The 26859-nt window shown below is 69.8% G+C and carries 22 protein-coding genes and 5 pseudogenes; 20 read left to right on the plus strand and 7 right to left on the minus strand.

The genetic code is table 11. From position 1 onward, the window contains the following. Nucleotides 1-194: 194 nt before the first annotated feature. The 4 genes and pseudogenes from ABZ807_RS13820 (at nucleotide 195) to ABZ807_RS13835 (ending at nucleotide 3158) form a co-directional block, all read left to right on the plus strand. Nucleotides 195-506, plus strand: coding sequence for a hypothetical protein (locus ABZ807_RS13820; RefSeq protein ID WP_357156465.1), 312 nt, complete (start codon nucleotides 195-197; stop codon nucleotides 504-506). A 94-nt stretch (nucleotides 507-600) separates the two neighbouring features. After that, a complete protein-coding gene (locus tag ABZ807_RS13825; RefSeq protein WP_357156467.1) occupies nucleotides 601-1875 on the plus strand; it encodes a D-alanyl-D-alanine carboxypeptidase in 1275 nt (424 codons plus the stop codon). Nucleotides 1876-1954: 79 nt separating this feature from the next. Further along, nucleotides 1955-2035: pseudogene (locus ABZ807_RS13830) on the plus strand (IS5/IS1182 family transposase); the annotation flags it as partial. 106 nt (nucleotides 2036-2141) lie between these two features. Next, nucleotides 2142-3158 carry an ornithine cyclodeaminase family protein gene (locus ABZ807_RS13835; RefSeq protein ID WP_357156469.1) on the plus strand — a complete coding sequence of 339 codons (1017 nt, stop codon included), beginning with the start codon at nucleotides 2142-2144 and terminating at the stop codon, nucleotides 3156-3158. 88 nt (nucleotides 3159-3246) lie between these two features. Here the strand turns inward: ABZ807_RS13835 and ABZ807_RS13840 are convergent. The 3 genes and pseudogenes from ABZ807_RS13840 to ABZ807_RS13850 form a co-directional block, all read right to left on the minus strand. Next, nucleotides 3247-3424, minus strand: a pseudogene (locus ABZ807_RS13840) (IS5/IS1182 family transposase); the annotation flags it as partial. An 18-nt stretch (nucleotides 3425-3442) separates the two neighbouring features. Next, nucleotides 3443-3823 (minus strand): hypothetical protein, encoded by a 381-nt coding sequence (locus ABZ807_RS13845; protein ID WP_357156470.1) that lies wholly within the window; start codon nucleotides 3821-3823, stop codon nucleotides 3443-3445. 197 nt (nucleotides 3824-4020) lie between these two features. Continuing rightward, on the minus strand, nucleotides 4021-5283 hold the full coding sequence (locus tag ABZ807_RS13850) for an FAD-dependent oxidoreductase (protein WP_357156472.1): 1263 nt from the start codon (nucleotides 5281-5283) through the stop codon (nucleotides 4021-4023). Nucleotides 5284-5416: 133 nt separating this feature from the next. Between ABZ807_RS13850 and ABZ807_RS13855 the strand changes: the two genes are divergently transcribed. The 8 genes and pseudogenes from ABZ807_RS13855 (at nucleotide 5417) to ABZ807_RS13890 (ending at nucleotide 17416) form a co-directional block, all read left to right on the plus strand. Continuing rightward, nucleotides 5417-6973 carry a helix-turn-helix domain-containing protein gene (locus ABZ807_RS13855; protein WP_357156474.1) on the plus strand — a complete coding sequence of 519 codons (1557 nt, stop codon included), beginning with the start codon at nucleotides 5417-5419 and terminating at the stop codon, nucleotides 6971-6973. A gap of 230 nt (nucleotides 6974-7203) precedes the next feature. After that, nucleotides 7204-7881: a M23 family metallopeptidase gene (locus tag ABZ807_RS13860; RefSeq protein WP_357156476.1), complete on the plus strand. Its 678-nt coding sequence runs from the start codon at nucleotides 7204-7206 to the stop codon at nucleotides 7879-7881. A 277-nt stretch (nucleotides 7882-8158) separates the two neighbouring features. Then, a pseudogene (locus ABZ807_RS13865) lies at nucleotides 8159-9558 on the plus strand (IS66 family transposase). A 211-nt stretch (nucleotides 9559-9769) separates the two neighbouring features. Beyond that, complete coding sequence (locus ABZ807_RS13870; RefSeq protein WP_357156478.1) at nucleotides 9770-13876, plus strand: S8 family serine peptidase; 4107 nt, start codon at nucleotides 9770-9772, stop codon at nucleotides 13874-13876. A gap of 142 nt (nucleotides 13877-14018) precedes the next feature. Continuing rightward, nucleotides 14019-15041: a LuxR C-terminal-related transcriptional regulator gene (locus ABZ807_RS13875; protein WP_357156480.1), complete on the plus strand. Its 1023-nt coding sequence runs from the start codon at nucleotides 14019-14021 to the stop codon at nucleotides 15039-15041. Further along, entirely contained in the window at nucleotides 15028-16188 is a 1161-nt protein-coding gene (locus tag ABZ807_RS13880; protein ID WP_357156482.1) for a helix-turn-helix domain-containing protein, read from the plus strand. Before ABZ807_RS13875 ends, ABZ807_RS13880 begins: the two co-directional genes overlap by 14 nt. Before the next feature lie 131 nt (nucleotides 16189-16319). Continuing rightward, nucleotides 16320-17015, plus strand: a complete 696-nt coding sequence (locus ABZ807_RS13885; protein WP_357156484.1) for a helix-turn-helix domain-containing protein — start codon at nucleotides 16320-16322, stop codon at nucleotides 17013-17015. Continuing rightward, nucleotides 17015-17416, plus strand: coding sequence for an integrase core domain-containing protein (locus ABZ807_RS13890; protein WP_357156486.1), 402 nt, complete (start codon nucleotides 17015-17017; stop codon nucleotides 17414-17416). Before ABZ807_RS13885 ends, ABZ807_RS13890 begins: the two co-directional genes overlap by 1 nt. A gap of 157 nt (nucleotides 17417-17573) precedes the next feature. Here the strand turns inward: ABZ807_RS13890 and ABZ807_RS13895 are convergent. The 3 genes and pseudogenes from ABZ807_RS13895 to ABZ807_RS13905 all read right to left on the minus strand — a co-directional run. After that, nucleotides 17574-17663 (minus strand): annotated as a pseudogene (locus ABZ807_RS13895) (hypothetical protein); the annotation flags it as partial. Nucleotides 17664-17866: 203 nt separating this feature from the next. Beyond that, on the minus strand, nucleotides 17867-19312 hold the full coding sequence (locus ABZ807_RS13900) for a HAMP domain-containing sensor histidine kinase (RefSeq protein ID WP_357156489.1): 1446 nt from the start codon (nucleotides 19310-19312) through the stop codon (nucleotides 17867-17869). A gap of 1 nt (nucleotide 19313) precedes the next feature. Beyond that, entirely contained in the window at nucleotides 19314-19991 is a 678-nt protein-coding gene (locus ABZ807_RS13905) for a response regulator transcription factor (RefSeq protein ID WP_357156491.1), read from the minus strand. Between the two features lie 175 nt (nucleotides 19992-20166). On the opposite strand from ABZ807_RS13905, the gene ABZ807_RS13910 reads away from it, so the two are divergent. From ABZ807_RS13910 to ABZ807_RS13935, 6 genes are all read left to right on the plus strand, one after another. Then, nucleotides 20167-20721: a phosphatase PAP2 family protein gene (locus tag ABZ807_RS13910; protein ID WP_357156493.1), complete on the plus strand. Its 555-nt coding sequence runs from the start codon at nucleotides 20167-20169 to the stop codon at nucleotides 20719-20721. Beyond that, nucleotides 20718-21326, plus strand: coding sequence for a DedA family protein (locus ABZ807_RS13915; protein WP_357156495.1), 609 nt, complete (start codon nucleotides 20718-20720; stop codon nucleotides 21324-21326). Before ABZ807_RS13910 ends, ABZ807_RS13915 begins: the two co-directional genes overlap by 4 nt. A 62-nt stretch (nucleotides 21327-21388) precedes the next feature. Beyond that, on the plus strand, nucleotides 21389-22345 hold the full coding sequence (locus tag ABZ807_RS13920) for an ATP-binding cassette domain-containing protein (RefSeq protein WP_357156497.1): 957 nt from the start codon (nucleotides 21389-21391) through the stop codon (nucleotides 22343-22345). Next, nucleotides 22342-23202: an ABC transporter permease gene (locus ABZ807_RS13925; RefSeq protein WP_357156499.1), complete on the plus strand. Its 861-nt coding sequence runs from the start codon at nucleotides 22342-22344 to the stop codon at nucleotides 23200-23202. The genes ABZ807_RS13920 and ABZ807_RS13925 overlap by 4 nt, the downstream gene beginning before the upstream one ends. Nucleotides 23203-23204: 2 nt before the next feature. After that, nucleotides 23205-23654, plus strand: a complete 450-nt coding sequence (locus ABZ807_RS13930; RefSeq protein ID WP_357156501.1) for a hypothetical protein — start codon at nucleotides 23205-23207, stop codon at nucleotides 23652-23654. 121 nt (nucleotides 23655-23775) lie between these two features. Next, nucleotides 23776-24231: a winged helix-turn-helix domain-containing protein gene (locus ABZ807_RS13935; protein ID WP_357156523.1), complete on the plus strand. Its 456-nt coding sequence runs from the start codon at nucleotides 23776-23778 to the stop codon at nucleotides 24229-24231. Here ABZ807_RS13935 and ABZ807_RS13940 read toward each other — a convergent pair. Further along, nucleotides 24225-24509: pseudogene (locus tag ABZ807_RS13940) on the minus strand (helix-turn-helix domain-containing protein); the annotation flags it as partial. The gene ABZ807_RS13935 and the pseudogene ABZ807_RS13940 sit on opposite strands and share 7 nt — an antisense overlap. A 441-nt stretch (nucleotides 24510-24950) precedes the next feature. Between ABZ807_RS13940 and ABZ807_RS13945 the strand changes: the two are divergent. Continuing rightward, nucleotides 24951-25694, plus strand: coding sequence for a thioredoxin domain-containing protein (locus ABZ807_RS13945; RefSeq protein WP_357156503.1), 744 nt, complete (start codon nucleotides 24951-24953; stop codon nucleotides 25692-25694). Between the two features lie 3 nt (nucleotides 25695-25697). Beyond that, nucleotides 25698-26552: a cytochrome c biogenesis protein CcdA gene (locus tag ABZ807_RS13950; RefSeq protein WP_357156505.1), complete on the plus strand. Its 855-nt coding sequence runs from the start codon at nucleotides 25698-25700 to the stop codon at nucleotides 26550-26552. The last annotated feature ends 307 nt before the right edge of the window (nucleotides 26553-26859 follow it).

A 26859-nucleotide genomic window follows, 5' to 3' on the forward strand; every position in this document is an offset into this window, starting at 1 on the left:
GTTGCACGTTCGTCTATTTCTCCGCCGGCGGTGTGCCGGCGGACAGCATCCGTTGCCTCCGGGCTGGATCACGATCTCATGATCTTCCATACCTCGATGTGTCGATCACCTGTCCGACAGCGTCGGCCGGGGGGAGCCGTGACAACGCGACGCGCGCCCGTGACCCCATGGCCGCCGCATGGCAGACTCCCGAGGTGGACAAGATCGAAGCGGCCATGCACCAACTCGGGTCGGAGTTTGCCGCCGGGCTCACCCAGGACGGTTCGATGCAGGCCGCCCTGGCGGACAACAGCCGGACGGGTCAGACGTACGGCGCGGCGGGCAACCGGGCGCTGATCGGTCGCTGGGACGACGACCTGGGCTCCGGACTGTCGACCCTGCTCGGGCTGGTCAACGCCGGCGAGGGCGTTACCGGCGAGTTCGTCGTGGAGCTGGCCGCGACCCGGGCGGGTGACCACCGGCGTTGGCGGCGGGCAGCGTGGGCGGCCCGATCCCGTACCCGCTGATCGTCGTAGCGAAGGCGGTGGGCATTACCTATGCTCACCGCCTTATGCAGGAGCGTGTCACGGGGGAGGAAATACGATGTACGGTCCGACGGAAATGCCGACCGTGGAGTTCAGCCGGATACCGCCAGCGCCGCCGGGCCGGCGCGGCCGGCGGCACGTGCCGTGGGTGCTGAGCGGTCTGCTGGCGCTGCTGCTCCTGGGCGGCGCGCTGTACGCCGTCACGCCGCTGCGGCACCCGCTGCCCAACCCGACGGTCGAGCTGACCCTGCCCGCGTCGATGACCATCCCCGGTGCGGCGCCGCGACTGCCCTGGCCGCGTTCGGGCCAGGCGATGATCTCGATCGATGGGCTCGGCACGCTCGGCACCTCCGGCGGATCGAAGCCGCTGCCGATCGCGAGCGTGACGAAGGTGATGACCGCCTACGTCATCCTGACCGAGCACCCCCTCGCCGTCGGCGAGCAGGGGCCGGAGCTCACAGTCAGCGCCGAGCAGGCCGCCGCGTACCCGGCGGAGAAGGCGCGCGGCGAGTCGCTCGTCGAGGTGCGGGCCGGTGAGGTGATCACCGAACGGCAGGCGCTGCAGGCGGTACTGCTGCCGTCGGCGAACAACATGGCGCGCATCCTCGCCGCCTGGGACGCCGGCAGCGTTGCCGCGTTCGTCGAGAAGATGAACGCCACCGCGGACCGACTCGGCATGTCCGGCACTCACTACACCGACCCGTCCGGCCTCGACCCCGACACCGTGAGTACTGCACGGGACCAGGTGATCCTGGCGAGCAAGGCGATGGCGTTGCCGGCGTTCGCGGAGATCGTCAAGCAGAAGCAGGCGACCCTGCCGGTGGCCGGTACGGTGAAGAACTACAACGAGCTGGTCGGCCGCAACGGCGTGGTGGGAATCAAGACCGGATCCACCGACGAGGCCGGCGGCTGCCTCGTCTTCGCGGCGGTGGTCAACGTCGGCGGCCGGAAGCTCACCATCGTCGGTGCCGTACTGGGCCAGCCCGGCGCCAACACCCCGGTCCAACTGGACCGGGTGTTCGCGGTGACCCGGTCGCTGCTGCGGTCGACGACGGCCGGGCTCGCCGTCCACACGCTGGTCGAGGCCGGCGAGCAGGTTGCCACCGTACGCGGCCCGCTGGGGGCCGGCACCACCATCAACGCCGCCGAGAAGGTCGAGGTGGTCGGCTGGCCGGGCCGGAAGGTGCGGATCGACGCCCAGATCCCGGCCGTGCCGTCGCGGATCGCGGCCGGTGCCGAACACGGCAAGCTCACCGTCAACGCCGGCGGCAAGCCGGTCGGCACGGCGCTGCGCACCAGTGCCGGTATGGAACCGCCGAGCGCCTGGGAACGCATCCGCCACCACCGCTGACCACCGCTGCCGGCCCGGGTGTCACCGCGTGCGGCGACGCCTGGTGGCTCGGGCCGGCCATGCTGGCCTTCTGCGTGGGCAGGACGGTGAGGCTGTCGGCCCATCCCGCAGTGGGCCGACCATGAAGATCCACCTCGCGGTCGACGGACGCGGCCGGCCGGGTGTTGCGGCAACGCGGCATCCGGCACGTCATCTCCGAACGATCCGACGCGGTCGCCCGCCGGGACGCCAGGAGTCCCTTCATCCGTTCGTCGCAGGAGGCCACCGTGACCGATTCGACTCTCCCGGCTCCGTCCTTCGCTGGCATGCACCTGATCGCCGAGGATGCCGTCGCGGAAACCTCGATCCGGGTCGCGGTGGACGCCCTGGAAACCGCTCTTCGCGAGGGCCTCGACCCGGAGCGGGAGACGCCCCGCTCGCGGGTGGCCACGCAGGCCGGCGAGCTGCTGATCATGCCCGCCACCCGGGGCGGTCACTCGGGCTGCAAGCTGCTCACCAGCACCCCCGACAACGCCCGCCGAGGCCTACCGCTCATCCAGGGGACTTTCGTTCTCTTCGAGGGCCCGGGGCAACGCCCGGCGGCCATCATCGACGGCACCGCCCTGACAAACCTGCGCACCCCGGCGGTGTCCGCACTCGCGGTGCGACACCTCCTACCCCGCACGGCCGGCGACCCGATGCGGCTCACGGTGTTCGGTACCGGCACCCAGGCGCGTGCCCACGTCGAGGCGATGCTCACGCTGCATGAGATCCGCGAAGTCTCACTCGTGGGACGGAACAGCCTGCGGCGCGACCGGCTCGCCGCGCGGTTCGACCGAACGGGCGTTCCGGTACGGGTGGTCGATCCCGGCTCGTCCACTGACGCGGTGAGGCGGGCGGACATCATCTGCTGTTGCACCAGCGCGCCGACGCCGCTCTTCGACGGTGCCCTGGTCAAGGCCGACGCCGTCGTCGTCGTGATCGGCTCGCATTCGCCGCGCATGCGCGAGGTCGACGACAGCCTCGTTGCTCGCTCTCACGTGGTCGTCGAGTCGCTCGCCAGCACCCTGCGGGAGGCGGGTGACATCGTCATTCCGCTGGCCGCCGGCGTCATCCGGAAGGAGAGCCTGTATCCGCTGCGCGACGTGGTGACCGGTCGCGTGCAGTTGCCCGCCGGCGGACCGCGGCTGTTCAAGGGGACCGGCATGCCATGGCAGGATCTTGTCGTCGGCGTCGAGATCTACCGCACCCACCTCGCCCGGCGATCCCCGGCAGGGCCGTCCGACAGCGACCCCCGCACCTGATGATTCCTGGTTCAGGGCTTCCGATTGGTCGAGGCGGGCATGTCGGGTTCATGCCTGGGCAGGACGATGATCCTGTCGAGGTCGACACGGCCACCAGCGGCATGCGGTCCGACAGGTCAGGGGCCCACTTTCCGGCCCGGTCGGCCATCGGTGATGGCGTCCCCGCCGCGTTCGGCGACCAGGCGGAGCAGCCGGCGAAACTGCGCGGGCTCCAGGCCGGTGAACGGGAAGATCCACTCCGGCCGGGCTGAGGAGATCACCTGCACCACCGGTGTCCGAGGCGGTCACGTTCTCGGTGCCGCGTCAGAGGCAAAGCGGTTGGCAGACGCACGGTTACGTGGTGACCTTGCAGGGCGGGGTTCGCAAGTGGGGCAGAACTGGGCCGACGGCCGGAGCGCCAGCTGTTCGATCGGGATGTCGCAGTGACATCCCTCGCAGGTTCCGTAGCGGCCCTGCTCAAGATAGTGCAGTGCCCGGGCGATGTCGCCGAGGGCTCGTCGCGACGCGGCGGTCAATGCGGAAGCGGCCTCAAGGTCGGTCGCATCACAGGGCGTTTGGCGGGTCTGCCGGGCCAGCAGCGCCAGCTGGGTGCTGTGCCGCTCGTACTGCTCCTCCAGGACGATCCGCAGCACACCCAGCTCGTCCTGCCTGCTTACGACGTACACGTCGGGTTTCCCTCCCGCTCAGATACGCCAGCGGGCGGAGCGCTGTTGCGCTCCGCCCGCTGGTGCCGTTCGTGTGAATGCCGGCCGTTATGGTGGCGGGCGGCGCTGGCCGGGATGCCGCCGGGTCGGCGGGGCGACAATCGGCGTGACGGTGCGCCGGCGACCGCGAGCGACCGCCGACACGACGAGGTGGCGCGTCAGCGCAGTGGGTCGAAGGGCTGGAGTTCCGCGGGCTGTCGGCCGGTGGTGATCTGCTCGGCGAGCAGCTTGCCGGTGAGCGGGCCGAGGGTGATGCCCCACATGCCGTGGCCGCCGGCAGCGAAGACACGCGGCGACCTGGTCCGGCCGATCAGCGGCAGTCCGTCAGGGGTGCAGGGGCGCGCCCCGACCCACTCGTCGACGCGGGTGTCCAGGTCGGCGCCCCGCAGCAGCGGCCGTGCGGCCTCGGCGATAGCCAGGATGCGGCGACGGTCCAGCGGCGCGTCGGCGCTGCGGAACTCCATCATCCCGGCGACACGGAGCCGGTCCCCCAGGGGCGTGCACGCGACGCGCTGTGCGGGGAAGTACACCGGACCGGCCGGGACGTGCTCCATCGCGATGCTGAAGCTGTACCCGCGACCGGCCTGCACGACGGTCCGGACCCCGAACCGTCGGGCCAGCCCACCGAGCCACGTGCCGGTTGCCAGCACCACCGCGTCAAAGGTCTCATCCGCGCCGGCAGCGGTCACCACTCGGACCCCTGCCCCCTCGTCGTGAACGTTCACGACGTCCGCCCCGGTCACCAGCGATGCGCCGCGCGCGCGAACGGAGGCAGCGAGCGCGTGGACATAGTGCCCAGGGTCGATGAACCGCTGACCGTGCAGGCGGATGGCGGCGCCGATGCTGTCCGACAGCGAGGGTTCCACCTCACGCGCCTCGGCCCCGGTCAGGACGTCGAACTCGATCTCCTGACCCGCGGAGTGAATGTGCCCCAGCTCATCCAGAAGGACCGACCGTTCGGCCTCGGTCCGGTACGCCGCGATGAACGACTTCGCCTCGTTCGTCATCGATTCGACCCCGCCAGCCCCCAAGGCGTCGAACGCCTCGAACGCGCGCTGGTTCATCGGAATGTAGGCGCGCATCGCGGACCGCCACTTTGCGGGGGTGCTGTGCCGCGCGAAGCCCGCCAGGAACCGCAGAAGCCGAGCGTCCGCGCGCGGCGGCACGTAGACCGGCGACGACGGGCTCAGGACGGCGCGCAGCCCGTAGCGGAGCACCGCCGGCTCCGGCAGGGGAGTGGTGATGCCGGGGGTGAGCCAGCCCGCGTTGCCCCACGACGCGCCCGCCGCCACACCCGTGCGGTCCAGCACGGTGACCTGTACCCCCTGCTCCTGCAGGAACCAGGCGGTGGCCAGCCCGACCATCCCCGCGCCGATGACGGCGACGCGCTGGGGGGCGGGCAAGGACTCGATGGCAGGCACCCGTTGTCTCCTTCTAAGCAACTGAGATTGGGCCCAATCCTGTCGCCACCGTGACGGGACGTCATTGTTCTGGCAGGCCAACGTTCAATCCCACGATTGGCCGAAACAAACAATGCCGAGGCATAATCTAGTTATGATCACCGTGGCTGGCATGGTGGACGCCGTCGGCGCCGCGTTGCTCAAGATCGTCGTCAGCGCCAACGAGGCGGAGGTCCGCGATGTGACCCTCGCCGAACTCGACGAAGCATCGGCCGGGCAGAGCGGGGACCTCGTCCTCGGTGCGGGCATCGCCACACCAGACCAGGCGGTCGTCGTCATCGAGCGCAGCGCGAAGGCTGCGGCGGCCGGCCTCGTCCTCAAGCCTCCGCTTGCCTCGCACCCCGACGTGATGTCGTCCGCCGCCGACCGCAACCTCACCCTGGTCGAGCTGCAGAGCCACGGGTCGTGGGCCCAGCTCGTCTGGCTGCTCCGAGGGGTGATCGACAGGGCCGCCGCGCCCGGCTCGGCCGAGACCGGAGAACCCGGAGTGTACGACGAACTGTTCGCCCTGGCCGACGCGACCGCCGCCATCGTCGACGCACCGGTGACGATCGAGGATGCCCAGTCCCGGGTACTCGCCTACTCGTCGCGTCAAGACCGCACCGACCCGGCGCGCGTCTCGACGATTGTCGGACGACGCGCCCCCGGCGACGTGATCGCGCACTTCCGTTCCCGTGGCGTTTTCCGCAAGCTGACGAAGGGTAGCGAGCTGATCTTCGTGCCGCAGGGCCCGGACGGGACGTTGCCCCGGCTCGTGATCCCGATCCGTGCCGGAGGTGAGCTGCTCGGCTCGATCTGGGCCGTCGTAGAGGGTCCGGTGCCGGACGACCGCTTGCGCGATCTCCAGGGCGTGGCGTCCGGGCTGGCGCTTCACCTGCTTCGCCTCCGTGTGCAGGCTGATGTCGCGCGCCGGGTGTCGGCGGAGCGGCTGAGGGCCGCCCTGCGGGCCCCCAGCCGGATAGGCCAGGAGGAACTGGGCCTCCCCAAGGGTCCGTGGCGGGTTGTCGCGCTCGGGGCGCACGGCGGGACCGGGGAGATGGTGCACAACCTGGCCCTGTGGGAGTCAATCACCCGCCGTCACGGTTGGCGCCAGCCGCTGATCGCGGACGTCGGAGACGTCCTGTTCGCCGTCCTGGCCGACGGGGGCGAGGTGCCCGGCTCCTGGCTCTGGATGGAGGGGCTGATTCACGACATCGCCGCGCACGACCCAGGGTTGTGCGCCGCGTCCGGCAGCGTCGCCATGGATCTGACCGACCTGCCGCGATCACGCGCCGAGGCAGCGGAGCTGCTCACGCTGCACGGCTCAGCTCGACAGCGAGGTTCAGTGCTGCGGTTCGAGGACGTCTGGGCCGAGGTGGTCGTACACCGCGTGGTCGCCGCGGTGCCGCAGGTTGACCTGCTGGTCGGCGGACCGCTGCCCGACCTCGTCGCCCATGACCGGAAGCACGGCACTGACTATGTCGCCACGGTCGCCGCTTGGCTCGAACAGCAGGGCGACCCGAAGAAGGCTGCCCGGGAGCTACACGTGCATCCCAACACGCTCCGGCACCGCATGCGCCGCCTCGCTGAGGTCGTCCACATCGATCTCGAGTCGCCGCGAACACGGCTGGCGCTGCAGATCCAGCTCGCGGCGCTGCGTCCCGGGTCCTGACGTTTTGACTCTGCAACCGACGCCGTGCGATGTCCGCACAGGCGTCCCAGAACATGCCTGACGGCCGGCTCCCGGTCCCCGGACCGAACCGACCCTCACCGCAGGCCCGGAGTACCGCGGTCAGATCTGCCCGGTGAGGATCAGGTCGTACGCTGCGACCGGAACAGCTCACGGCGTGCACCGGTAGAGTTCGTGGCTGGCCACGAGTAGGTGACACGGGAGGGCTGGCGATGTCCACACTCGACCACGTCGTGCTCACGCTGCCGTTTCGCGGCACGTGGCTCGCGCGGAACAGCCCGGCGCGGCGCGTGCCGAGCCACGGTACCCACCTGTTTGCCACGACGTACGCCATGGACTTCATCGCCGTAAGGGGTCGGCGCACGGCGACCACGCGGGACTGGCGCACGCTGTTGTCGACGGAGCCGGTGGAGCGGTTCTTCGCGTTCGGTCAGCCCATCCTCGCGCCTGCGGCCGGCAGGGTGGTGTCGGTCCACGACGGCGAGGCGGACCACGTGGCGCGGCGGTCGCAGCTCGCGCTGGTGCCCTACGCCCTGACCCAGGCGGCCCGGGTCCGCGGGGGCGCGGGCGCCATCGCGGGCAACCATGTGATCCTCGAGCTGGAGGATCGTGGCGGGTATGTCGTGCTGGCCCATCTGCGCGCCGGTTCGATCCGAGTGGGTGAGGGCGAGTCGGTCGCGGCCGGCCGGGAGTTGGCCGTCTGCGGCAACTCGGGCAACTCTACGCAGCCGCACCTGCATATCCAGGTCATGGATTCTGCGGATCCGTTCACCGCGCGTGGCCTCCCCATGTCCTTCCGCCAGTATCGGGTGTGGCGTCGACCCGGTGGGCCGCCGGTCTTGGTCGAGCAGGGCATCCCCAACGAGTCGGAGGTCGTCGAACCGCTGTGACGCGCCAGATCCGGTCAGCCGGCTGAGCGCGGGCACACGTCGGCGTACCCGCTTGCGTACCTCAGTAGTGACGGTTCGACGGCCGGCCAGGGCGGTGCCTGGACTTCATGTTGTCAGCGCGGGGTCAAGCCCCCGGGTAACTGGTCAGGTCTCTGAGATCGTCTGTGCAGGTCCGGGTTGTGGTTGACGCTCCGGGTTTGGTGTGGTGTCAGGGATTGTGCTGCTGCCGTCGTAGTGTCTGGTTGTGCCGGGCGATCTGCCGCCGCCCTCGGTTGAGGTGCTTGTCGCGCTGGTCGTTTCGCTTCGTGAGGAGCTGACCGTCACCCGTGCTGAGCTGGAGCAGGCGCGGACACGGATCGTCGAGTTGGAAGCGCGGCTGGCCGCCAATTCCAGCAACTCCAGCAAGCCGCCGTCGTTGGATGGGTTGGCCAAGGCCGCGCCGAAGACCCGGTCGCTACGCGGAAAGACCCGCCGCCAACCGGGTGGGCAGCCGGGACATGAGGGCACCACGCTGCGGCAGGTGGATCGGCCCGACCACGAGGTGCTCCACGAGCCGGGACCATGCGGTGGCTGTGGGCGGTCGCTGGTAGGGCGGCCGGTCACCGCGGTCGAACGGCGCCAGTGCTTCGATCTGCCCCCGGTGAAGATTGAGGTGACCGAGTATCAGCTCATCGAGCGTGAGTGTGCGTGCGGGCACCGCACCCGCGGCAACGCACCAGCGGGGGTAGACGCTCCAGTGCAGTACGGGCCGCGGATCGCTGCGGTTGTCGTCTATCTGTATGTCGGGCAGTTCCTGTCCAGACAGCGCACCGCGCAGGCGTTGGCTGAGTTGTTCGGTGTCCCACTGTCGGCCGGCACCGTCGCCACGCTCACCGCCCGCGCCGCTGCGGGTTTGGAGGAGTTCCTCACTGTCGTGCGGGGACGGCTGGTGCAGGCCGAGGTGGTCGGGTTCGACGAGACCGGGCTGCGGGTGGCGGGCAAGCTGCACTGGGTGCACTGCGCCCGCACCGACAAGTACACCCTGGTCACCTTCACCGAAAGCGCGGCATAGCGGGTATCGACGACCTTGGTGTTTTCGGGCGGTTTCGTGGGGTCGCCGTACACGACGCGTGGGCACCCTACGACACCTACCTCGCCCCTGAGCACCAGCTGTGCTGTGCCCACGCGCAGCGGGAGTCGCAGGCCGTCGCGGATGTCACCTCGCCCGGTCAATGGTGCTGGGCCACCCAAGCCGGCGACGCCCTCGTGGCGATGCAGCGCCTCGTCGCCGACGCCACCGAGGCCGGCCGCGATCGTCTCGACGAGCAGGCGCTGGCCGAGCAGGTCACTCGGTACCGATCCGCCGTACTGATCGGGATCGAGCAGACCGCAACCCGTTCGGGCAAGCTGATGAAGAAGCACAACGCCCTGGCCCGCCGCCTGCTCAGGCGCCAAGACGACTACCTACGCTTCACCCGCAACTGGCAGATCCCGGCCGACAACAACGGATCCGAACGCGACATCCGCATGATCAAGCTGAGGCAGAAAGTGTCCGGATGCCTACGCACCCTGCTCGGCGCCCAACAGTTCTGCGCGATCCGCAGCTACCTGCCCACCGCAGCGAAACACAGCAAGCACTCCCTCGAAGCCCTCGTCATGCTCACCGAGGGCAACCCATGGATGCCCAGCGCCGCATAGTCACGCCTCGGTCAACACGGGCACCTGACCAGTTACCCGCTGGCCTCAATCCCCTGACACGTTCCGGACCGGCTCGGTTCCCGAGGCCGGTTCTTGCCATTGGCGCCAACCGGCCTGCCCGCGACCTTCCACCGAGCGGTACCGAATGTCATCGTCAGTCGCTGGCCGGCCCCCTCCTGATTCACCCCATGTTCGCCGAGGAGTTTCATTCATGCGTTCTCAACGTTGGCGGCTGCGGGCAGCGGTCACCGGCGCGGTAGTACTCGCGCTGGTGGCCGCGACCGGGCCGACCGGCACGGCGGCGCCTCCGCTGACCGTGCCAGCCTCGACCGCGCCAGCGAGCCCGGCCGGGGCGGCGTCCACCGGCGAATCGCCGCTGCCGGCGACTAGCACCCCGCTCGCCGGTGCGACCAAGGTCACCCTGGTCACCGGTGACGTGGTGTCCTACCTGCCCGGTGCCAACGGTGGTGCGCCGCAGGTGGAGGTGGCCGCGGCACCCCGGGCCGGCGGCCGGTCGGTGTCGTTCACACACCTGCGCGAGGGTGACGCGTTCTACGTCTTCCCGTCCGACGCGCGCGGGCTCATCGGCGCAGGGCGGTTGGAACGCGGTCTGTTCGACGTGGCGTACCTGGTGAACAACGGCTACGCCGACGACGCATCGAAAGAACTCCCGCTGATCGTGCAGTACCCGAAGTCCACCCGGGACGCGAAGGTACTGTCCACCAAGACCGACGCACTCCCGGCGACCGCCACACCGAAGGCCCTGCCAGCGGTGAGCTCCGCTGCGGTGAAGGTCACCAAGAAGCAGGCCGCCCGGTTCTGGGCGTCAGTCGACTCCCCGAACCCTGCCGGCAGGGCGGCGGCGTCCATGCTGGACGCCGGGGTGTCGAAGATCTGGCTGGACCACAAGACCAAGGCCCTGCTCGACCAGAGCGTGCCGCAGATCGGCGCGCCGGAGGCGTGGGAGGCCGGCTACGACGGCACTGGCGTCACGATCGCCGTGCTCGACACCGGCATCGACGACACCCACCCCGACCTGACCGGCAAGGTCCTCGACTCGAAGAGCTTCATCGACGGCGAGGCGTTCAAGGACGGTCACGGCCACGGCACCCACGTGGCGTCGACGATCGTCGGCTCCGGCGCGGCGTCCGGCGGGAAGTACAAGGGTGTCGCCCCAGGCGCGGAGCTTATCGTCGGCAAGGTTCTCCGCAACGACGGCTACGGCTCCGACTCGGCGACCATCGCCGGCATGCAGTGGGCCGCCCAGTCCGGCGCCAAGATCGTCAGCATCAGCATCGGTGGCGCGGTCACCGACGGCACCGACCCGGTTTCCCAGGCCGTCAACGAACTGTCCGCGCAGTACGGCACCCTGTTCGTGATCGCCGCCGGAAACTACGGGGGCTTCCAGCAGATCAACACACCCGGCGCCGCCGACGCGGCGCTGACCGTCGCGGCGGTCGACAAGCAGGACCAGATGGCGAGCTTCTCCAGCCGCGGCCCCCGGCGCGGCGACTACGGCCTCAAGCCCGACATTGCCGCCCCCGGTGTGAACATCACCGCCGCGAAGGCCGACGGCACCGCCCTCGGCCCGATCGTCGACGACAAGTACACGACCATCTCGGGCACCTCGATGGCCACCCCACACGTCTCGGGCGCCGCGGCGATCCTCGCCCAGGAACACCCGGACTGGACCGGGCAGAAAATCAAGCAGGTAATCACCAGCACCAGCAAGGACCTCGGCCACGGCGCCTACTCCCAGGGCGCCGGCCGGGTCGACGTCGCCCGGGCGACCGCCCAGCAGGTGTACGCGACCGGCAACGTCGACTTCGGGCTGCTCACCTATCCGCAGACCGGCCCGGCCAGCAGGACGCTGAGTTACGCCAACGACGGCGATGCACCGGTCATCCTCGACCTGTCCACCACGCTCGTCACCAAAGCCGGCCCGGCCCCCGCCGGCGCACTCACCGTCACCCCGTCGACCGTGACCGTCCCGGCCCACGGCACCGCCGAGGTCACCGTCACGCTCGACGCCACAAAGGGCGAGTTGACGACCTACCAGGGCTCGGTACACGCCACCGGTACCGCCCCTGCCACCGGCGGTGACATCCAGGTGACCACCGCAGTCGGCGGGTTCAAGGAACCCAAGACGGTGAACCTCTCGGTCAACGTGATCAACCCGCCGGGCGCCACCGACGTCACCTATGGCGGATTCCTCGCGCTGCGGCTCGACGACCAGCCCGAGTTCACCCCCCTGGGTCTGTCCGACCCGGTGCAGAGCCACACCGGCGAGCTGGTGGCGGGGATGTACAGCATCGGCACCGACGTGACCTGGCGGGACGCCGACGGCGAGTTCAACCACGCGTTGGTCACCAACCCCACCGTCGACGCCACCAAGGATGTCTCGGTCACCTTCGACCTGCGCAAGGCGCAGCGGGTGACGGTCAACACTCCCAAGCCCTCCGTGCCCTACCAAATGGCGCTGGGGTACCGGGACGTCACCGAGAACAGCCGGTTCGAGCTGGAGCAGTACTACAACCAGCCCTACGGCGAGACCCGCCTGTGGACACTGCCGAACGGCCAGGCCACCCGGGGCAGTTTCACCTCCTACACCCAGTTCCTGTCGGGCGCCGACCCGGTCACGATGACCGTCCACGGCGCCGGCCACACCAGGCTGACACCGCACTACCAGATCGCCGACGCGGAGATACCAAAGCTGGACGGGCGGCGTACCCTGCCGTTGGTCTCCGCCGGAGCCGGCCTGCCGGCCGACTTCGAGGGCCTCGACGCCCGTGGCAAGCTGGTTCTCCTCGACCTGTCCGACATCTGCCCGGCAGAGCCCTCCTCGGAGTGGTTCCCCTGCGACACCGATGGCCTGGACCGGGTGGAGAACGCCCAGCGGGCCGGTGCGGCCGGGGTGCTCGGCTACGGTCCGCTCGGCCGGCCGTTCCTCAACCCGACCAGCCGGTACGCGACCGAGCAGTGGTGGCCGCTCTATCCGATCCCGACGATGAACCTCGCCGCGGGCGAGGGCCGGATGCTCGCCGACATGCTGGCGAAGGGCCCGGTCAGCCTCGACGTCAACGCCACCGCGTCGACGCCCTACGTGTACCCGCTGACGTTCGTCGGGCACGACCGGATGCCGGGTGGGGCGCACGCGGTGACCGACCGGGAGCTGTACCGAATCGACAACCGGCTGCACGCCGACGCACCCGGTATTGCCGCGGTGTCGTTCCAGCCGATCCTCGCCGGCCCGAAGCTGCTCCGACAGAACCGGCTCGACGTGACGGCGCCCGGCACCCTGACCTCCTACGTAGGGCCGGCGCAGAAGGACCTGGTCTGGCTGGACAACGCCGAGTTCGTCTACGAGACCGGCTACCGAGGCTGGTCACAGGGCTACATCGATGCCGTCGCGCGGTCAGGTTCGACCGTCCGCGACTGGGGCGAGCAGCCGATGGTGCCTGGTTCGATCCGGGTCGACCCGGCCACGGCCGACTACCTCTGGCAGATGTGCATGTCCTGCCGCAACGGCAACATGCTCAGCATCCAGCACGCGCTGAGCAACAACGGCGCTGGCGGAGGTCAGCTGGCCTGGGCCCGGGACCCCGACGGAAAGCTGAGCACCGAGCTGCACCTGTACAAGGACGACGGCACCGAGATCCCGGTGCAGGAGGGGCTCTGGTTCTACTTCCTCTTCGGGTACTTCAGCCCCTACGCCATGCTGCCGGCCGAGCAGACGAACCTGCGGATGACCGAGCGGTACCAGACCCCGCGTGCCGAGCAGGTCTACGCCCGCGACGTCCAGACCGAGCGGACGTTCACCTCGCAACGGCGTGACGATGGGTTCACCACCGTCCCGCCGGCAGGGGTGGGCATCCACTGCAGCGGCTGGTTCGTGCACACCCCGGTCGACGACGAGGACGGCTGGGCCGATCCGATCCTCGACCCGTGCCAGGCGACCGACGAGCTGTACCTCGGGTACGACTTCGACCTGGACCTGGACAACACCCTGCCCGCCGGCACCCGGCGCCAGGTGACGGTCGCCGGGTACCACAGCCCGTACCTGACCGGGCCGGAGCCGACGCTGAAGAGCCTGAAGCTGTGGCTCAGCTTCGACGACGGCAAGCACTGGAAGCAGGTCACCACCCAGGCGGCCCGCGACGGCACGTACACCGCGACGTTCGACCACCCGGCACTGTCCAAGACCACCGGCGCGGTCAGCGTCCGCGCCGAGGGTGTCGACTCCGCCGGCAACACCGTCACCCAGACCATCACCCGCGCCTACGGCCTGAAGGCCGGAGAACACCACGCGGGCCAGTAGCGGCACGGGAGCAGCCGCGATCTAGCATCCACTCACCCTCTGGGGTGGCGGACACACCGTCCGCCACCCCAGACTCGTGCTCCCGTCCGATGTCACAGGAAAACCGGCGGCACACCCTCCCTCCGTCCGTGATGATGGACGGGTGCTGCGCATCCTCGGTCTGTCGCCGGTGGAGCAGGGCCTCTACGAAGCCTTGGTTGCCCGCCCACCGGTGACCCACGCCGAACTCACCCGGCTCGCGGCCGACCACGCCTGGACCGACCACACCGGACCAGCACTCGCCCGACTCCGACAACTGAACCTGGTCACCCTGACCAGCACGGACCCGCCGCGGTATGCCGTCATCCCGCCACAGACCGCACTGGGAGCCCTCCTCGGTGCACGCAGCCAGGAGCTGACCCAGGTCCACCAACGCATGCTCACGCTGAGCACGCAGTTCCACCAGGTTCACGGCACCACGCCCGACGGCGGTCCGACCGAACCGGTCGAGGTCGTCCACGGCGCCGCCGAGATCGACCGGTACCTCACTCACGTTTTGCGCAGCGCCCGACACGAACTGTGTGTGTGCGACGCGCCGCCGTACGCCGCAGCGAACCAGATGGACCCCAACCAGACCGAGCTGGAACTGCTGCGCGGCGGGAAGTCCTGCCGGGTGCTGTACGACCACGGCGCGCTCGACCTGCCCGGCCGAGTCGCGGCCATCTCCCAGACCATCGAGGCCGGTGAGCAGGCCCGGGTCACCGAGACTCCGCTGAAGATGATCCTGAGTGACCGGCCACTCGGGATGCTCCAGCTCGACACCGACACCGCGCCGTCAGACCGGGTGCTGATCGTGCGTGACCCGGTGCTGCTGGCGGCGCTGTTCGCACTCTTCGAACTGTGCTGGGAACGCGCGGTGCCGCTGCGCATCCGCGAAGGCAAAGCCGAGGTGAGCCGGCCGGGTGAGCTGCCCGATGTGGACCGCGACCTGCTGTCCCTGCTGGTGTCCGGATTCACCGACCGGGGAATCGCCGACCACCTCGGCTGGTCCGAACGCACCGTGCGTCGTCGGGTGAGCGACATGATGTCCGAACTCGACGCCCGAACCCGGTTCCAGGCCGGCTACCGGGCGGTCGCCCGCGGCTGGCTCACCGCAGGAGGGGAGGGTCACGATGCCCAGCCCTGACGGCCTTCGACCGGCACCGGACTCAGCCCCGGACTCGGCAGCGGGAACAGCCGCCGACGGACGCGGCACGCTGGCAGCGATCGGGCTGGCCCCGGCCGAGGAGGCGGCCTACGAGTTGCTGGTGGGCCGGCTCCCCACCACCGTCGCCGACCTCACCACGGCCTGGCAACGCCCCGAGCCGCTCGCGGACGTACTCGCCGCGCTGGAGGCCAGGGACCTGGCCAGCCGGGTGCCCGGCCCGCCGGACCGGTACACCGCGGTACCGCCGGACATCGCGATCGAGGCGCTGCTGCTCGCCCACGAGCGGCAGATGCGCGAGGCCCGCCGGCACGTCGACGAACTCGCCACGGCCTACCGCGGGCACGCCGCCGCCCGCCGCCCCACGGTGGTCGAGAGGGTGACCGGCCGCAGAGCCGTCGTGCAGCGGCTCACGACACTGCACCGGACCGCCCGGCACGAGCTGCGATTTTTGGTCCGACCGTCCGACCTCGGTGGTCCGTCCGATCCGGACCCTGGCGTGGTGCTCGAGCCGACGCCGCCGTACGGCCAGATGATCTGCCGCGCGGTCTACCAGCGCGACTGCTTCGAACTTCCCGGCGGGCGGAGCCGGCTGACCGATCTGGCCGCCGCCGGCGCGCAGGCACGGACCCTGCCGGCGCTGCCCGTCAGCCTCTGCCTGGTTGACGACCGGCTGGCGCTGTTGCAGGTCGAGCCCGAACCCGGCGAGGCCCAGCACACCCAGGGCGCGGTGGTGGTGTACCCGAGCGGGCTTCTCGTCGCACTCGGCAAACTCTTCGATGCACTGTGGGAGCGCGCCGCGCCGGTGCCGCAGCCTCCGCTCGACCCGGCAGATGCCGGCCAGGGCACCCCGCCGGCCAGCCAGCCGCCCAATGCGTCCGATGTGGATCACAGCGAGGTCGAACGCCCACAGCAGCAGCTCGTGGCACTGCTCCTGTCCGGCAGCACGGACGAGGTGATCGCCCGGCAGCTCGGGGTCGGCTATCGCACGCTGGGCCGACGGATCGCCACCCTGATGACCGAACTCGGCGCGCGCAACCGGTTCCAGGCCGGCGTCCAGGCCGCCTTCCGCGACTTCCAGGAGTACCAGGACCCGCGGGACCACCGCAGCACCTCGGATCAGGCGTAGATGTCGGCGGCGGCGACGAGCGTGGCCGTGGACTTCTCCGCGGCGAAGGCTCGAAGTCGGCCACTGGACCCTGTACCGTTCGGAAACTCGGCCGCAGGCGCTGACGTGCGACTTTGTCCGCCGTGGGATCGATGACTGGTGGCATGCTGCCGGTCATGATCCTGTCGTTCGGCTACCTGATTCTTCGTCAGGCACTGCAGCCGATCATCCTGTTGGCGCGCGGTGGGCGCGCCAACGCGGTCGAGGTGCTCGTGCTGCGGCACCAGGTCGCGGTGCTACGTCGGCAGGTACGCCGGATGGATCTGGAACCGGTAGACCGTGCCGTGTTGGCCGGGTTGTCAAGGCTGCTTCCACGGGCGCGGTGGTCGGCGTTCTTCCTCACCCCGGCCACCCTGTTGCGCTGGCACCGCAACCTGATCGCACGGCGATGGACCTACCCGAGGCGGCGGCCGGGCCGCCCACCGGTCACGGCCGAGGTGCGGGAATTGGTGCTGCGGCTGGGCCAGGACAACCCGAGCTGGGGGTGCCGGCGCATCCAGGGTGAGCTGGCCGGCCTGGGCTACCGGATCGCGTCGAGCACGATCTGGTCCATCCTGACCAAGGTCGGTGTCGGGCCGGCGCTGCGACGGGCCGGCCCGACCTGGACCGAGTTCCTCACCGCGCAGGCAAAGGGCATCCTGGCCTGCGACTTCCTGCACGTGGACACGATCGGCCTGGCCCGCATCTACGTGATGTTTGTGATGGAGTTGGCGACCCGGCGGGTCCACCTGCTGGGCGCCACAACCAACCCAACCGGGCAGTGGGTGGCCAGCAGGCTCGCAACCTGATGCTGGAGTTGGGGGAGCGGGCCAACCGGTTCCGGTTCCTGATCCGGGATCGCGACGCCAAGTACACCGGCATGTTCGATGCCGTGTTCGGCGCCGACGGTGTCGAGGTGCTCCGCACACCCCCACAGGCGCCGCGGGCGAACGCCTTCGCAAAGCGCTGGGTGCGCACGGTCCGGCGGGAATGCCTGGACCGGATCTTGATCTACAACAGTCGGCATCTGCTCGCCGTGCTGCGCGAGTACCTTGCGCACTGCAACCAACATCGGCCGCATCAGGGCTGCGGGCAGCGCCCACCTGACCGAGACGCCCTTCCAGCACCGGTCGCCGATCTGGGTGCGGTGCGGGTGCGGCGCAGGAAGACGCTGCACGGGTTGATCAACGAGTATGAGCAAGCCGCGTAGCCAAAACCGAGTTCTCGAACGGTACAGGCAACACCTACCACTTCGACCTGGCATTTCTCTCCCAGAGCGGCGCCACCCCGGACATCGCCGGGGTCGAGGTGGAGGCGTCCGCCGACGACGGTGCCACCTGGCTCCCCGCAACGGCGAAGAACAAGAGCGACGCGATGCTCTCCAGGATGACCTCGTGGCTGGTCAACGGTTGACCGCGCCAGTTCATCGTGATGTGACAGAACAGCCGGTGCTCTAACCATCCTGACCAAGAGGGCGATGACCCCGCACCGGTGAGGACGCCCGGCACTGTCTGACCGGACTGCTGCGACTTCTGTCTCGTGGAGCGCATCGGAGCAGGGGTAACGGACCTTCCTGCGTGCCGTGGCATGTCCTCCGTCTGCGTTCCACGCTAGCCCTCGGCGCTTGAGCACCGGCCCCGTGCGGGCGGAGACTGCGAGTTCACGGGCGGGCGGCGGGCAGCAGCACGGTCACGGTGGTGCCGTGCGGGGGATGTTCGCATGGCACGTCGAACTTGGGGTTGACGCGGTGGTGGGCGCTGGCGGAGCAGATGCGCAGTTCGCCGTGGTGGGCGCGGACGATGGCGTCGACGATGGGCAGGCCGAGGCCGGTGCCGGGTGAGGTGCGGGCGGTGTCGGCGCGGCGGAAGCGTTCGGCGGCGTGGGGCAGGAACGCCGGGTCCATCCCGGTGCCGGTGTCGTGGACGCTGATGCGGACCAGTGCGTCGACCTGGTCGGCGGTGATGGTGATCGGGGGTGCGCCGTAGCGGGTGGCGTTGTCGATCAGGTTGGTGACGGCCCGGCCGAGGCGCGTGGCGTCTCCGCGAACGGTCAGGCTCGGCTCGGCTCGGCAGCCCAGCGTGTCGGCGCCGGTGCTGGTCCGGTAGCGCTCGACGAGGTCCGTGAGTAGGGCGGTGAGGTCGACGGTGGGGGCGGTGGCGTCCTGGTCGGGTTGGGTACCGACGGTGAGCAGGGCGTCGGCGAGGGCGATGAGGTCGGCGGTGTCGGCGGCGGCGTTACGTACGGTCTGTTCCAGTTCGGTGGTGGTGCGGGGTCGGCGGAGCGCTAGTTCGAGTTCGGTGGCGAGCAGGGTCAGCGGGGTGCGCAGTTCGTGGCTGGCGTCGTTGATGAACTGCCGTTCCCGATCTAACGCGGCATCCTGGGCGGTGAGCATGTCGTTGAGGGTGCGGCCGAGGCGGGCGACTTCGTCGTCGGTGGCGGGGACGGCGAGGCGTACGCCGGTGGCGCCGGCTGCGATGCGGGCGGCCTCGCTGCGGTAGCGCTCGACGGGGGCGAGGGTGGCGCGGGCGAGGCGGTAGCCGACCAGGGAGGCGACGGCGAGGGCGGCGAGGTTGGCCAGCGCGAGTTGGCCGATGAGTTCGCGCAGGGCCTCGTCGCGTTGGTCGCGGCGGACTGCCGCGACGGTGACCGCGGGCTGTCCCGCAGCCGGCGCGGCACCGGGCTGGACGGGGACGGCGTACAGGCGCAACGGGCGGGGGCTGATGGGTAGCAGGGTGCCCCGGTCGGCTCGTACCGGCTGGCGCAGGGCACGGTGGAGTTGCTCGGGGGTGAGCAGGGAGCCAGCGGGAAGGCCGGGGCTGGCGGCGAGGACGTGGTTGGTGGTGTCGAGGAGCTGCCAGTACTCTCCCGGACCGGTCCGGGCGGCGGTAGGCAGCGGCGTGCCGGCGCGGGCGGCGTCGGTGAGTTGCGCCGACTGGGTGGTCAAGTCCTGGTCGAGGCGCAGGTCGAGGGCGTAGCGCACCCGTAGGTAGACGAACGCCCCCGCGCCGGTGAGCACCACCAACATCGCCGCGGCGAAGCCGGCGACCAGTCGGACGCGCAGCGGCAGGCGGCCCCACCGCGTACCCCATCGGCGACGTCGCGGCATGTCAGCCGCCGTCGGGGCGGAGCCGGTAGCCGACGCCGCGGAGGGTTTCGATGGCGTGTCGGTCGAACGGTTTGTCGACCTTGGCGCGGAGGGTGGCGACGTGGACGTCGATGACGTTGGAGCGGATGTCGGTCTCGCCGTCCCAGACTTCGTCGAGGATCTGGTAGCGGGTCAGGCACTGCCCGGCCCGGGTCAGCAGCAGGGCGAGGATGTCGAACTCCCGCGCGGACAGGTCGATCTCGGTGTCGCCGCGGAACACCCGCCGGCGGGCGGGGTCGAGTAGCAGGTCGCCGGCGCGGGCCTCGGTGGTGGGCGGGCCGGTGGAGCGGCGGTGCAGGGCGCGTAGCCGGGCGAGGAGTTCGTCGAAGGAGAACGGTTTGGTCAGGTAGTCGTCGGCGCCGGCGTCGAGGCCGGTGACGCGGTCGCGGACCTCGCTGCGGGCGGTGAGCATGAGCACGGGCACGTGGTTGCCCTGTTGGCGAAGGGTGCGGCAGACCTGCGTGCCGTCGAGGCCGGGCAGCATGATGTCGAGTATCACCGCGTCGTAGGTGCCGGTGGCGGCGGCGAGTAGCCCTTCGGAGCCGGTGTGCCGGATGTCGACGGCGTGTCCGGCTTCGCGTAGTCCCTGGGCGAGCAGGTCGGCAAGCCGCCGCTCGTCCTCCACCACCAGGACCCGCACCCGCGCCTCCCTCGACCGTCACGCCCGCCACCAGTGCAGCACACCGTCGACGATCTTCATCTGGCCTTCATGTCCGGCTGCCTACCGTCGGCACCTTGATCTGGACGGCGGAGGGGCAGCATGAACACCCGGCTTTTCTTGGAGATCAACGAGCTGGCCCGGGGCGACGCCGTGGATGCACGCCCCGCTCGCCGGCTACGCGAAGTACGGAGTGGTGCTCTTTGCCGTACTGCTGCTGGCCGGCTGGTGGATCGCCCGGCGCGCGGGTGACCGGATTCCGGCGGCGGTGTGGGCGCCCGTCGGCATGCTGCTCGCGGTGGCGGGGAACCAGCCGATCGTGTCGCTCGTGCACGAGCCGCGCCCGTACACGGCATTGTCGGGCATCCTGGTGCTGGCCGATCGGAGCGCGGACCCGTCGTTCCCGTCGGACCACGCCACGATGGCCGGTGCCGTCGCGGCCGGTCTGCTGCTGGTCAGCTGGCGGCTCGGCCTGCTGGCCGTGGCCGCCGCCGCGGTGATGGGTTTTGCCCGGATCTACATCGGGGTGCACTACCCGCTGGACGTGCTGGCCGGCTTCGCGGTCGGCGGTGCGGTGACGCTGCTCGGCTACCGGATCGCCCGCCGGCCGGTCGGTGCCGCTCTGGACTGGCTGGACCGCACCCCACTGCGTCCACTGCTGCGTTCGGACGACGCGGCGACGGCCCCTGAGACGGCGAGGGAGCGGGTGTGAGCGGACTGGGTTTCCTCACCAGCCTGGTGGCACGCCACGGCTACCTGGGCCTCGCCCTGCTCATCGGGGTGGAAAGCTTCGGCGTTCCCGCGCCGGGTGAGACGGCGATCATCCTCGGCGCCGGCTTCGCGGCGCACGGGGAGCTGGCCATCGTCGGGGTCGCGGTGACGGCGTTTCTGGCCGCGGTGATCGGGGACAGCATCGGTTACCTGATCGGCCGCACCGGCGGTCGGCGACTCATCCTGCGTTACGGCCGCTACGTCCGGCTGACCCCGCAGCGGTTCGCCCGGCTGGAGGCGGTGATGAGCCGGCACGGGCCGAAGCTCGTCGTGGTCGCCCGTTTCGTGGAGGGTCTGCGGCAGTTCAACGGGATCATCGCCGGCGCCACCGGCATGCCGTGGCGGCGCTTCGTCCTCTACAACGCCCTCGGTGCCGCCGCCTGGGTCGGCGTGTGGACGACCGCCGGCTACCTCGCCGGGGAGCACAGACGGGCCATCGTGGCGGAGCTGCACCGCTTCCAGTGGTACGTGGTCGCCGTCGCGGCCCTCGCCGCGCTCGCCTACGCCGGATGGCGGCTGGCCCGTCGACTGGCCCGGCCCGGATAACCGCCGCCGACGCGGCGGCCGGTTTCATGCTGGCTTCATGTGTGATCTTTAACGTCCGGGTCATGAGCGATGTGCTGGCGGTCAACGCCGTCCATCTCACCAAGACCTACGGGTCACTGACCGCTGTCAATGACATCGCGGTGCAGGTCGCCCAAGGCGAGGTGTACGGCGTTCTCGGCCCCAACGGGGCCGGCAAGACGACCTTCCTGCGGATGTTGTTCGGGCTGATCCGACCCGACACCGGCACCCTCGAGGTCTTCGGGCGCTCGTGGCAGCGCCACGGCGTCAACTCCCTGTCCGGGGTCGCGGGGTTCATCGAGAGCCCGAAGTTCTATCCCGCCCTGAGCGGCCGCAAGAACCTGCGCCTGCTCGCCGGCCTCGACGGGGGCGACGCCGCCGCCTGCATCGACGACGTGCTGGACGTCGTCGGGCTGACCGACCGACAGCACGACAAGGTCCGCGGCTACTCGTTCGGCATGCGGCAGCGCCTCGGGGTGGCCTCCGCACTGCTGCGCAGCCCGCGGCTGCTGGTGCTGGATGAGCCGGCGAACGGCCTCGATCCCGCCGGCATCCGCGACATGCGGGCACTGGTCCGGCGTCTCGCCGATACCGGCCTCACGGTCCTGCTCTCCAGCCACGATATGGGCGAGGTGGAGCAGATCTGCGACAACGTGACGATCATGAAGTCCGGGTCGGTGGTGCACCACGGCTCGATCGCCGCCCTCCGGGAGCTGGCGCCTGAGCAGGCGCACCGGATCACCAGCACGGATGACGACCGGGCCGCCGAGCTGACCCGGGCCCGCGGGCTGGAGGTCACTGTCGTCGATGACGGGCTGGCGGTCCGTGGGCCCCAGAAGGATGTCGACGCGCTGGTCGCCGACATCGTCGACGCGGGTATCGCGTTGCGCGGCCTCACTCGGGACGAGACGCCGCTGGAGGCGCTGTTCTTCATGCTCACCGAATCCGCCCCCGCCGATCCGGCCGCCGGCGTCGACATCTCGACTGGAGCCCGCCGATGACGACCACGAACGCCGTACTCGCCGGCACGCCCACCGCGTGCCGCCGGCCCGGCACCGCCGCGGTGCTGCGCTGGGAGGTCGCAAAGCTCGCCGCCCAGGCTCGCAGCCGCGCGCTGCTCATCGGCGCGGTGATCGTCCCGATCGCGATCGTGCTGATCTTCAACACGCAACTGCCGCCGAAGGACACCATCTACGGCCGGAACATCCACACCAGCGGCTACGCGGTGCCACTGTTCGTGCTCGCCTTCGCCCACCAGTGGGTGCTGCCGTTGCTCGCTGCCCTGGTCGCCGGTGACATCTTCGCCAACGAGGACCAGCACGGCACCTGGAAGACCATCCTCACCCGCTCGGTCAGCCGTACCCAGGTCTTCTGGGCCAAGACCCTCACCGCCGCCGGTTTCAACCTCCTGGTGCTGGCGCTGCTCGCCGCCAGCACCATCACCACCAGCCTGCTCGTCGTCGGCACCCAGCGCTTGCCCGGGCTCAGCGGCCAACTCATCCCCGCCGGCCACGCCCTACCGCTGGTCATCGCAAGCTGGGCCACCGCCGTGGCGCCGGTGCTCGGCTTCACCGCCCTGGCGATCCTGCTGTCGGTGACCACCCGCAACCCCACCATCGGCGTCGCCGCACCCGTCGTCCTCGGGATGATCATGCAAATTGTCGGCAGCCTCGGCGGGCTCAACAAGGCCCGCCGTGTTCTGCTCACCACCCCGTTCGAGACCTGGCACGGCCTGCTCACCGCGCATCCGTTCCACGCTCCGATCATCACCGGCGTGATCGTGAGCGCCGCATGGCTCGTCGTCTGCCTGACCCTCGCCTACCTCTACCTGCGTCGCCGCGACATCACCGGAGGCTGACCATGACCCGTACGCGCACCATCGCACTGGCCATCGGCCTTGCCGCGGCCGTCGGGACACTGACCGGCTGCGGTCAGCCCGACGTCACCAAGGACCGCCTCGAACAGGCCATCGGGCCGGCCTTCGCCAACCTCTACGCCCAGCGGGCGGACATCCTCGGCGAGCCCGGAGTGACCGTCACGAGCATCAACGCCTCGGCCGCCTGCGACCGCGGCGGCCCCAAGGTCCCCGATGTCGGACCCGGCCCCGACTGGATCTGCATGATCCACTTCACCGACGACCACGGACAACCACAGGACGGCAAGTTTGAGGTGCAGGTGAAGTCAGATGCCACCTACGTTGGCGGCGGGCCCTCGAAGCTCATCGGCCAGGCCATGCTCACCGACAGCCACGGCCGCGACGTCCCTAACCCCGTCTTCGAATTCGACGGCGCCTTCGACCCCGACAATTGAACCGTCGGCTGCCGAGCGATCCAAGGGTCCGTCGCTACAGAGGTTGAATCGTCAGGGTTAGAGCGAGGCGGTCCGGCGTGTTGACGTGACCGTGGTCGATGGGCGGCGTATCTGGTTCGGGGTGGGCTATCCCGATGGTGGTGGGCTGACGGCCGAGGGCCGGGCTCGACGTGAGGCGGTCCGGTTGCAGGCGACGGCGATGTTCGCGCAGGACGTGCCGGTTCCGGAGATCGCCGGACGGCTTCGGGTATCGCACAACGCGGTGTACGTGTGGCGGCGGCGGTGGCTGGCTGACGGGGAGGGCGGGTTGGCGTCGAAAGGTCCGTCCGGTAATGGTTGGCGGCTGTCCAACGCCCAGCTCGATGCCCTCGCGGCCGCGCTTGAGGAGGGCCCCGCCGTGCACGGCTGGGTCGAGGACCAGCGTTGGACGCTGTCACGGGTGGCGGAGTTGATCGTCCGGCTGTTCCGGCAGCGGTACACCCTGCGCGGGGTGTCGTTGTTGCTGCACCGTATCGGGTTCAGCCCGCAGGTGCCCAAGCTTCAGGGTGAGCGCGCAGTCCACGTGGAGTCCGGGTAGGTCCAGTGGTGGGCCACCAGTCGTCGATGCCAGGCAAGGACGGTGGCCGGGGTGACGAGCCGATGGCGTTCCAGCGCCCGAGGCAGGAGTCTGATCAGCGCCGCGAGCGCTGCGGGGTCGGTCCAGTCCAGACGTGGTCTGGGGTGCTGCCGGCGCAGGACCGCGTTCTCGTGACGCAGGACCAGGATCTCGAGGTCTTTGGCCGCGTTGGTCCGGGCGATGAGGGCCAGCCAGCCAGCGATACGGCAGAACATGAGGTAGAGCAGTCGCAGCAACACGAATTTCGATCATGCCCGACGGTCGTTGGCTGGCACCACGTCCGGCCAGGTCAACGAGGGTGACGGAATTCTGAAACCCCACAGGCACCGGCTACGCTGGCCCCGGCCGCATAACCCCCGTGTCGAGGATCAGGGGTCAAGCCCCACCCGCGTGGATGAGGTTTCGGCAGGGGCAACGTTGGACGGCCTCGACCGCGGCCCACCGTCCGCAGCAAATTGCGTCGGTCCGGGCCTGCTTGATCGGTTCGGGTAGGCGGACGGTCCACCTCGGCTACCCCGAGTGGCGGCAGGCTTGGAGGGTGGGCGCGCCGCTTTATGGCGGTCCGGTGCGCGGGGCGGCGAGTTTCGCCCTGTCCCTGTGGGTTGCTGGCCGGGGTTCCGGCCACCGAAGTCTGCTGACTCCCAGACCACCCTGTTGGATGCAACATGTATCCTATGCTGGTGAAGAGATTCAGCCAGGCGGTGCGGGTGTGGTACGCGGAGCATCGCCGGTCCCGGCGCCTCACCGTCGTGCTCGCCGCGTTCGTCGTTTTTCTCGGTGTGGTGGTGACCGCCCAGCTCACACCCGGCCGAAGCCCTGTCACCGCTCCCTCACCGGGGGAGAGCGCGAACGGCGCGAGGAATGCAAGTGATTTCACGCTAGTACGTCGCAATCCGAACGACTCGATGGCGGTCGGCGACGTGGACGCGCCGGTGGTCCTAGTCCAGTGGACCGATATGCGGTGCCCGTACTGCGCGGTGTTCACCCGAGAGACGCTGCCCACGCTGCTGCAGGAGTATGTGCGGACGGGCAAGGTTCGTATCGAGGTTCATGACGTGGCGTATTTCGGAGAACAGTCCACGGATGGCGCCGTCGCCGCGCGGGCCGCCGGCAACCAGGGCAAGTTCTTCGCCTACATCAGCGCGGTGCACAAGGATGTCCCCGCGGGCGTACACCCTGATCTGCCCCGTGAGCGACTGATCGCCTACGCGCGGAAGGCTGGTGTTCCCGACATCGAACGCTTCACCGCGGACCTGACCGACGCCGACCTTCGCGCAGCGGCGCAGGACAGCCACGCCACGGCCGAACAGTTAGGCGTCACCAGCGTCCCCTTCTTCGTCGTCGGCGACAGCGCGCTGGCCGGAGCGCAGCCGATCGAGGTGTTCCGCAAGGTCCTGGACGATGCGATCGCGAAGGCGCGGTAGCCCGTGGAACTGGGAGTGCTCGGCGCATTGCTCGGGGGTGTGTTGACCCTGCTCAGCCCCTGCTCCGTGATGCTGCTACCGGCGTTCTTCTCCTATGCGTTCGCCAACCCTGCCACGCTGGTCAGCCGCACCGGTGTGTTCTACCTGGGGCTGATCACCACCCTCGTGCCCCTGGGAGTGCTTGCCGGCACATTGGGCGCGTTCGTCAACCAGCACCGCGACATGTTCGTCACCGTCGCAGCAACCGTGGTGATCGTGCTCGGGCTGATCATGCTGGCCAACATCCCGATTCCGGTCCTTTCCCGCGGCGGGATGGAGGGAACCTCCTCAGCATCCGTCTACGCCCTTGGCACGATCTACGGCCTCGCCGGCGTCTGCGCTGGCCCCCTGCTGGGTGCGGTGCTGACCGTCGCCGCCGTCGGCGGCAACGCCTTCTACGGCGGCATCGTCTTGCTCGTCTTCGCCGCCGGCATGGCCCTTCCCCTGCTCGTCCTAGCCCTGTTGTGGGGACGGCTGCCGTTCGTACGCCAGCTCGTCCGCCCGCGCGGAATCAGCGTGGGGCGATGGCGCCACACCTGGACCGGGATCATCAGCGGTACGCTCACCGTCACGATCGGAATCCTGCTCCTGGCCACCGACGGCACCACGTCGCTGGGTGGAGTCCTCGCAGCCTCCGACCAGGCCAGGCTTGAAAACTGGGTACGGCAAGAAACCGAATCCGTACCCGACCTTCTCGTAGCCGCGATCGTGATCGGCGGCGCCGTCGCCGCACGGATCCTCATCAGCGTCTGGCGGAAGAGCCACGCGGCTGCTGCGCCGCAACACCAGGCCGAAGCCGGCGAACCGCCCCGCCCGTGACAAGTGCACGCCACCATTGAGGACCCAAGCACCGACGACATGTGCTGCTGCCCAGCCTCCTGAGAGACCAGGCAGCAGCACATCGTGACTTCGTTGCGACGGACCTCCCTGAGCCGGTCACTGCTTTCACCTTTCGCAGCAATCGCCGGGCGGTAGCGGATCAAGGACATCGCCAGCGGCGAAACCGCCTGCCAGGTTCCTCCGGCAACTGCTGCTAGCGGACGCTGGAAAATCCTTGTTGGCGGACAGTTGAGTCCCTGCTCGCGGACAGCAGAAATCCTGTTGGGCGGTCAGGTGATCTCCGTCT

This window comes from Micromonospora sp. NPDC047548, assembly GCF_040642975.1.
In the GTDB taxonomy this organism is placed as follows: Bacteria; Actinomycetota; Actinomycetes; order Mycobacteriales; family Micromonosporaceae; genus Micromonospora.

What these genes read in the sequence shown, in the direction of transcription:
- ABZ807_RS13855 (WP_357156474.1), top strand. Translation starts at nt 5,417, where the DNA reads ATGATCACCGTGGCTGGCATGGTGGACGCCGTCGGCGCCGCGTTGCTC.
- ABZ807_RS13880 (WP_357156482.1), top strand. Translation starts at nt 15,028, where the DNA reads ATGCCCAGCCCTGACGGCCTTCGACCGGCACCGGACTCAGCCCCGGAC.
- ABZ807_RS13860 (WP_357156476.1), top strand. Translation starts at nt 7,204, where the DNA reads ATGTCCACACTCGACCACGTCGTGCTCACGCTGCCGTTTCGCGGCACG.
- ABZ807_RS13925 (WP_357156499.1), top strand. Translation starts at nt 22,342, where the DNA reads ATGACGACCACGAACGCCGTACTCGCCGGCACGCCCACCGCGTGCCGC.
- ABZ807_RS13890 (WP_357156486.1), top strand. Translation starts at nt 17,015, where the DNA reads ATGCTGGAGTTGGGGGAGCGGGCCAACCGGTTCCGGTTCCTGATCCGG.
- ABZ807_RS13900 (WP_357156489.1), bottom strand. Translation starts at nt 19,312, where the DNA reads ATGCCGCGACGTCGCCGATGGGGTACGCGGTGGGGCCGCCTGCCGCTG.
- ABZ807_RS13870 (WP_357156478.1), top strand. Translation starts at nt 9,770, where the DNA reads ATGCGTTCTCAACGTTGGCGGCTGCGGGCAGCGGTCACCGGCGCGGTA.
- ABZ807_RS13930 (WP_357156501.1), top strand. Translation starts at nt 23,205, where the DNA reads ATGACCCGTACGCGCACCATCGCACTGGCCATCGGCCTTGCCGCGGCC.
- ABZ807_RS13920 (WP_357156497.1), top strand. Translation starts at nt 21,389, where the DNA reads ATGAGCGATGTGCTGGCGGTCAACGCCGTCCATCTCACCAAGACCTAC.
- ABZ807_RS13910 (WP_357156493.1), top strand. Translation starts at nt 20,167, where the DNA reads ATGCACGCCCCGCTCGCCGGCTACGCGAAGTACGGAGTGGTGCTCTTT.
- ABZ807_RS13885 (WP_357156484.1), top strand. Translation starts at nt 16,320, where the DNA reads ATGACTGGTGGCATGCTGCCGGTCATGATCCTGTCGTTCGGCTACCTG.
- ABZ807_RS13825 (WP_357156467.1), top strand. Translation starts at nt 601, where the DNA reads ATGCCGACCGTGGAGTTCAGCCGGATACCGCCAGCGCCGCCGGGCCGG.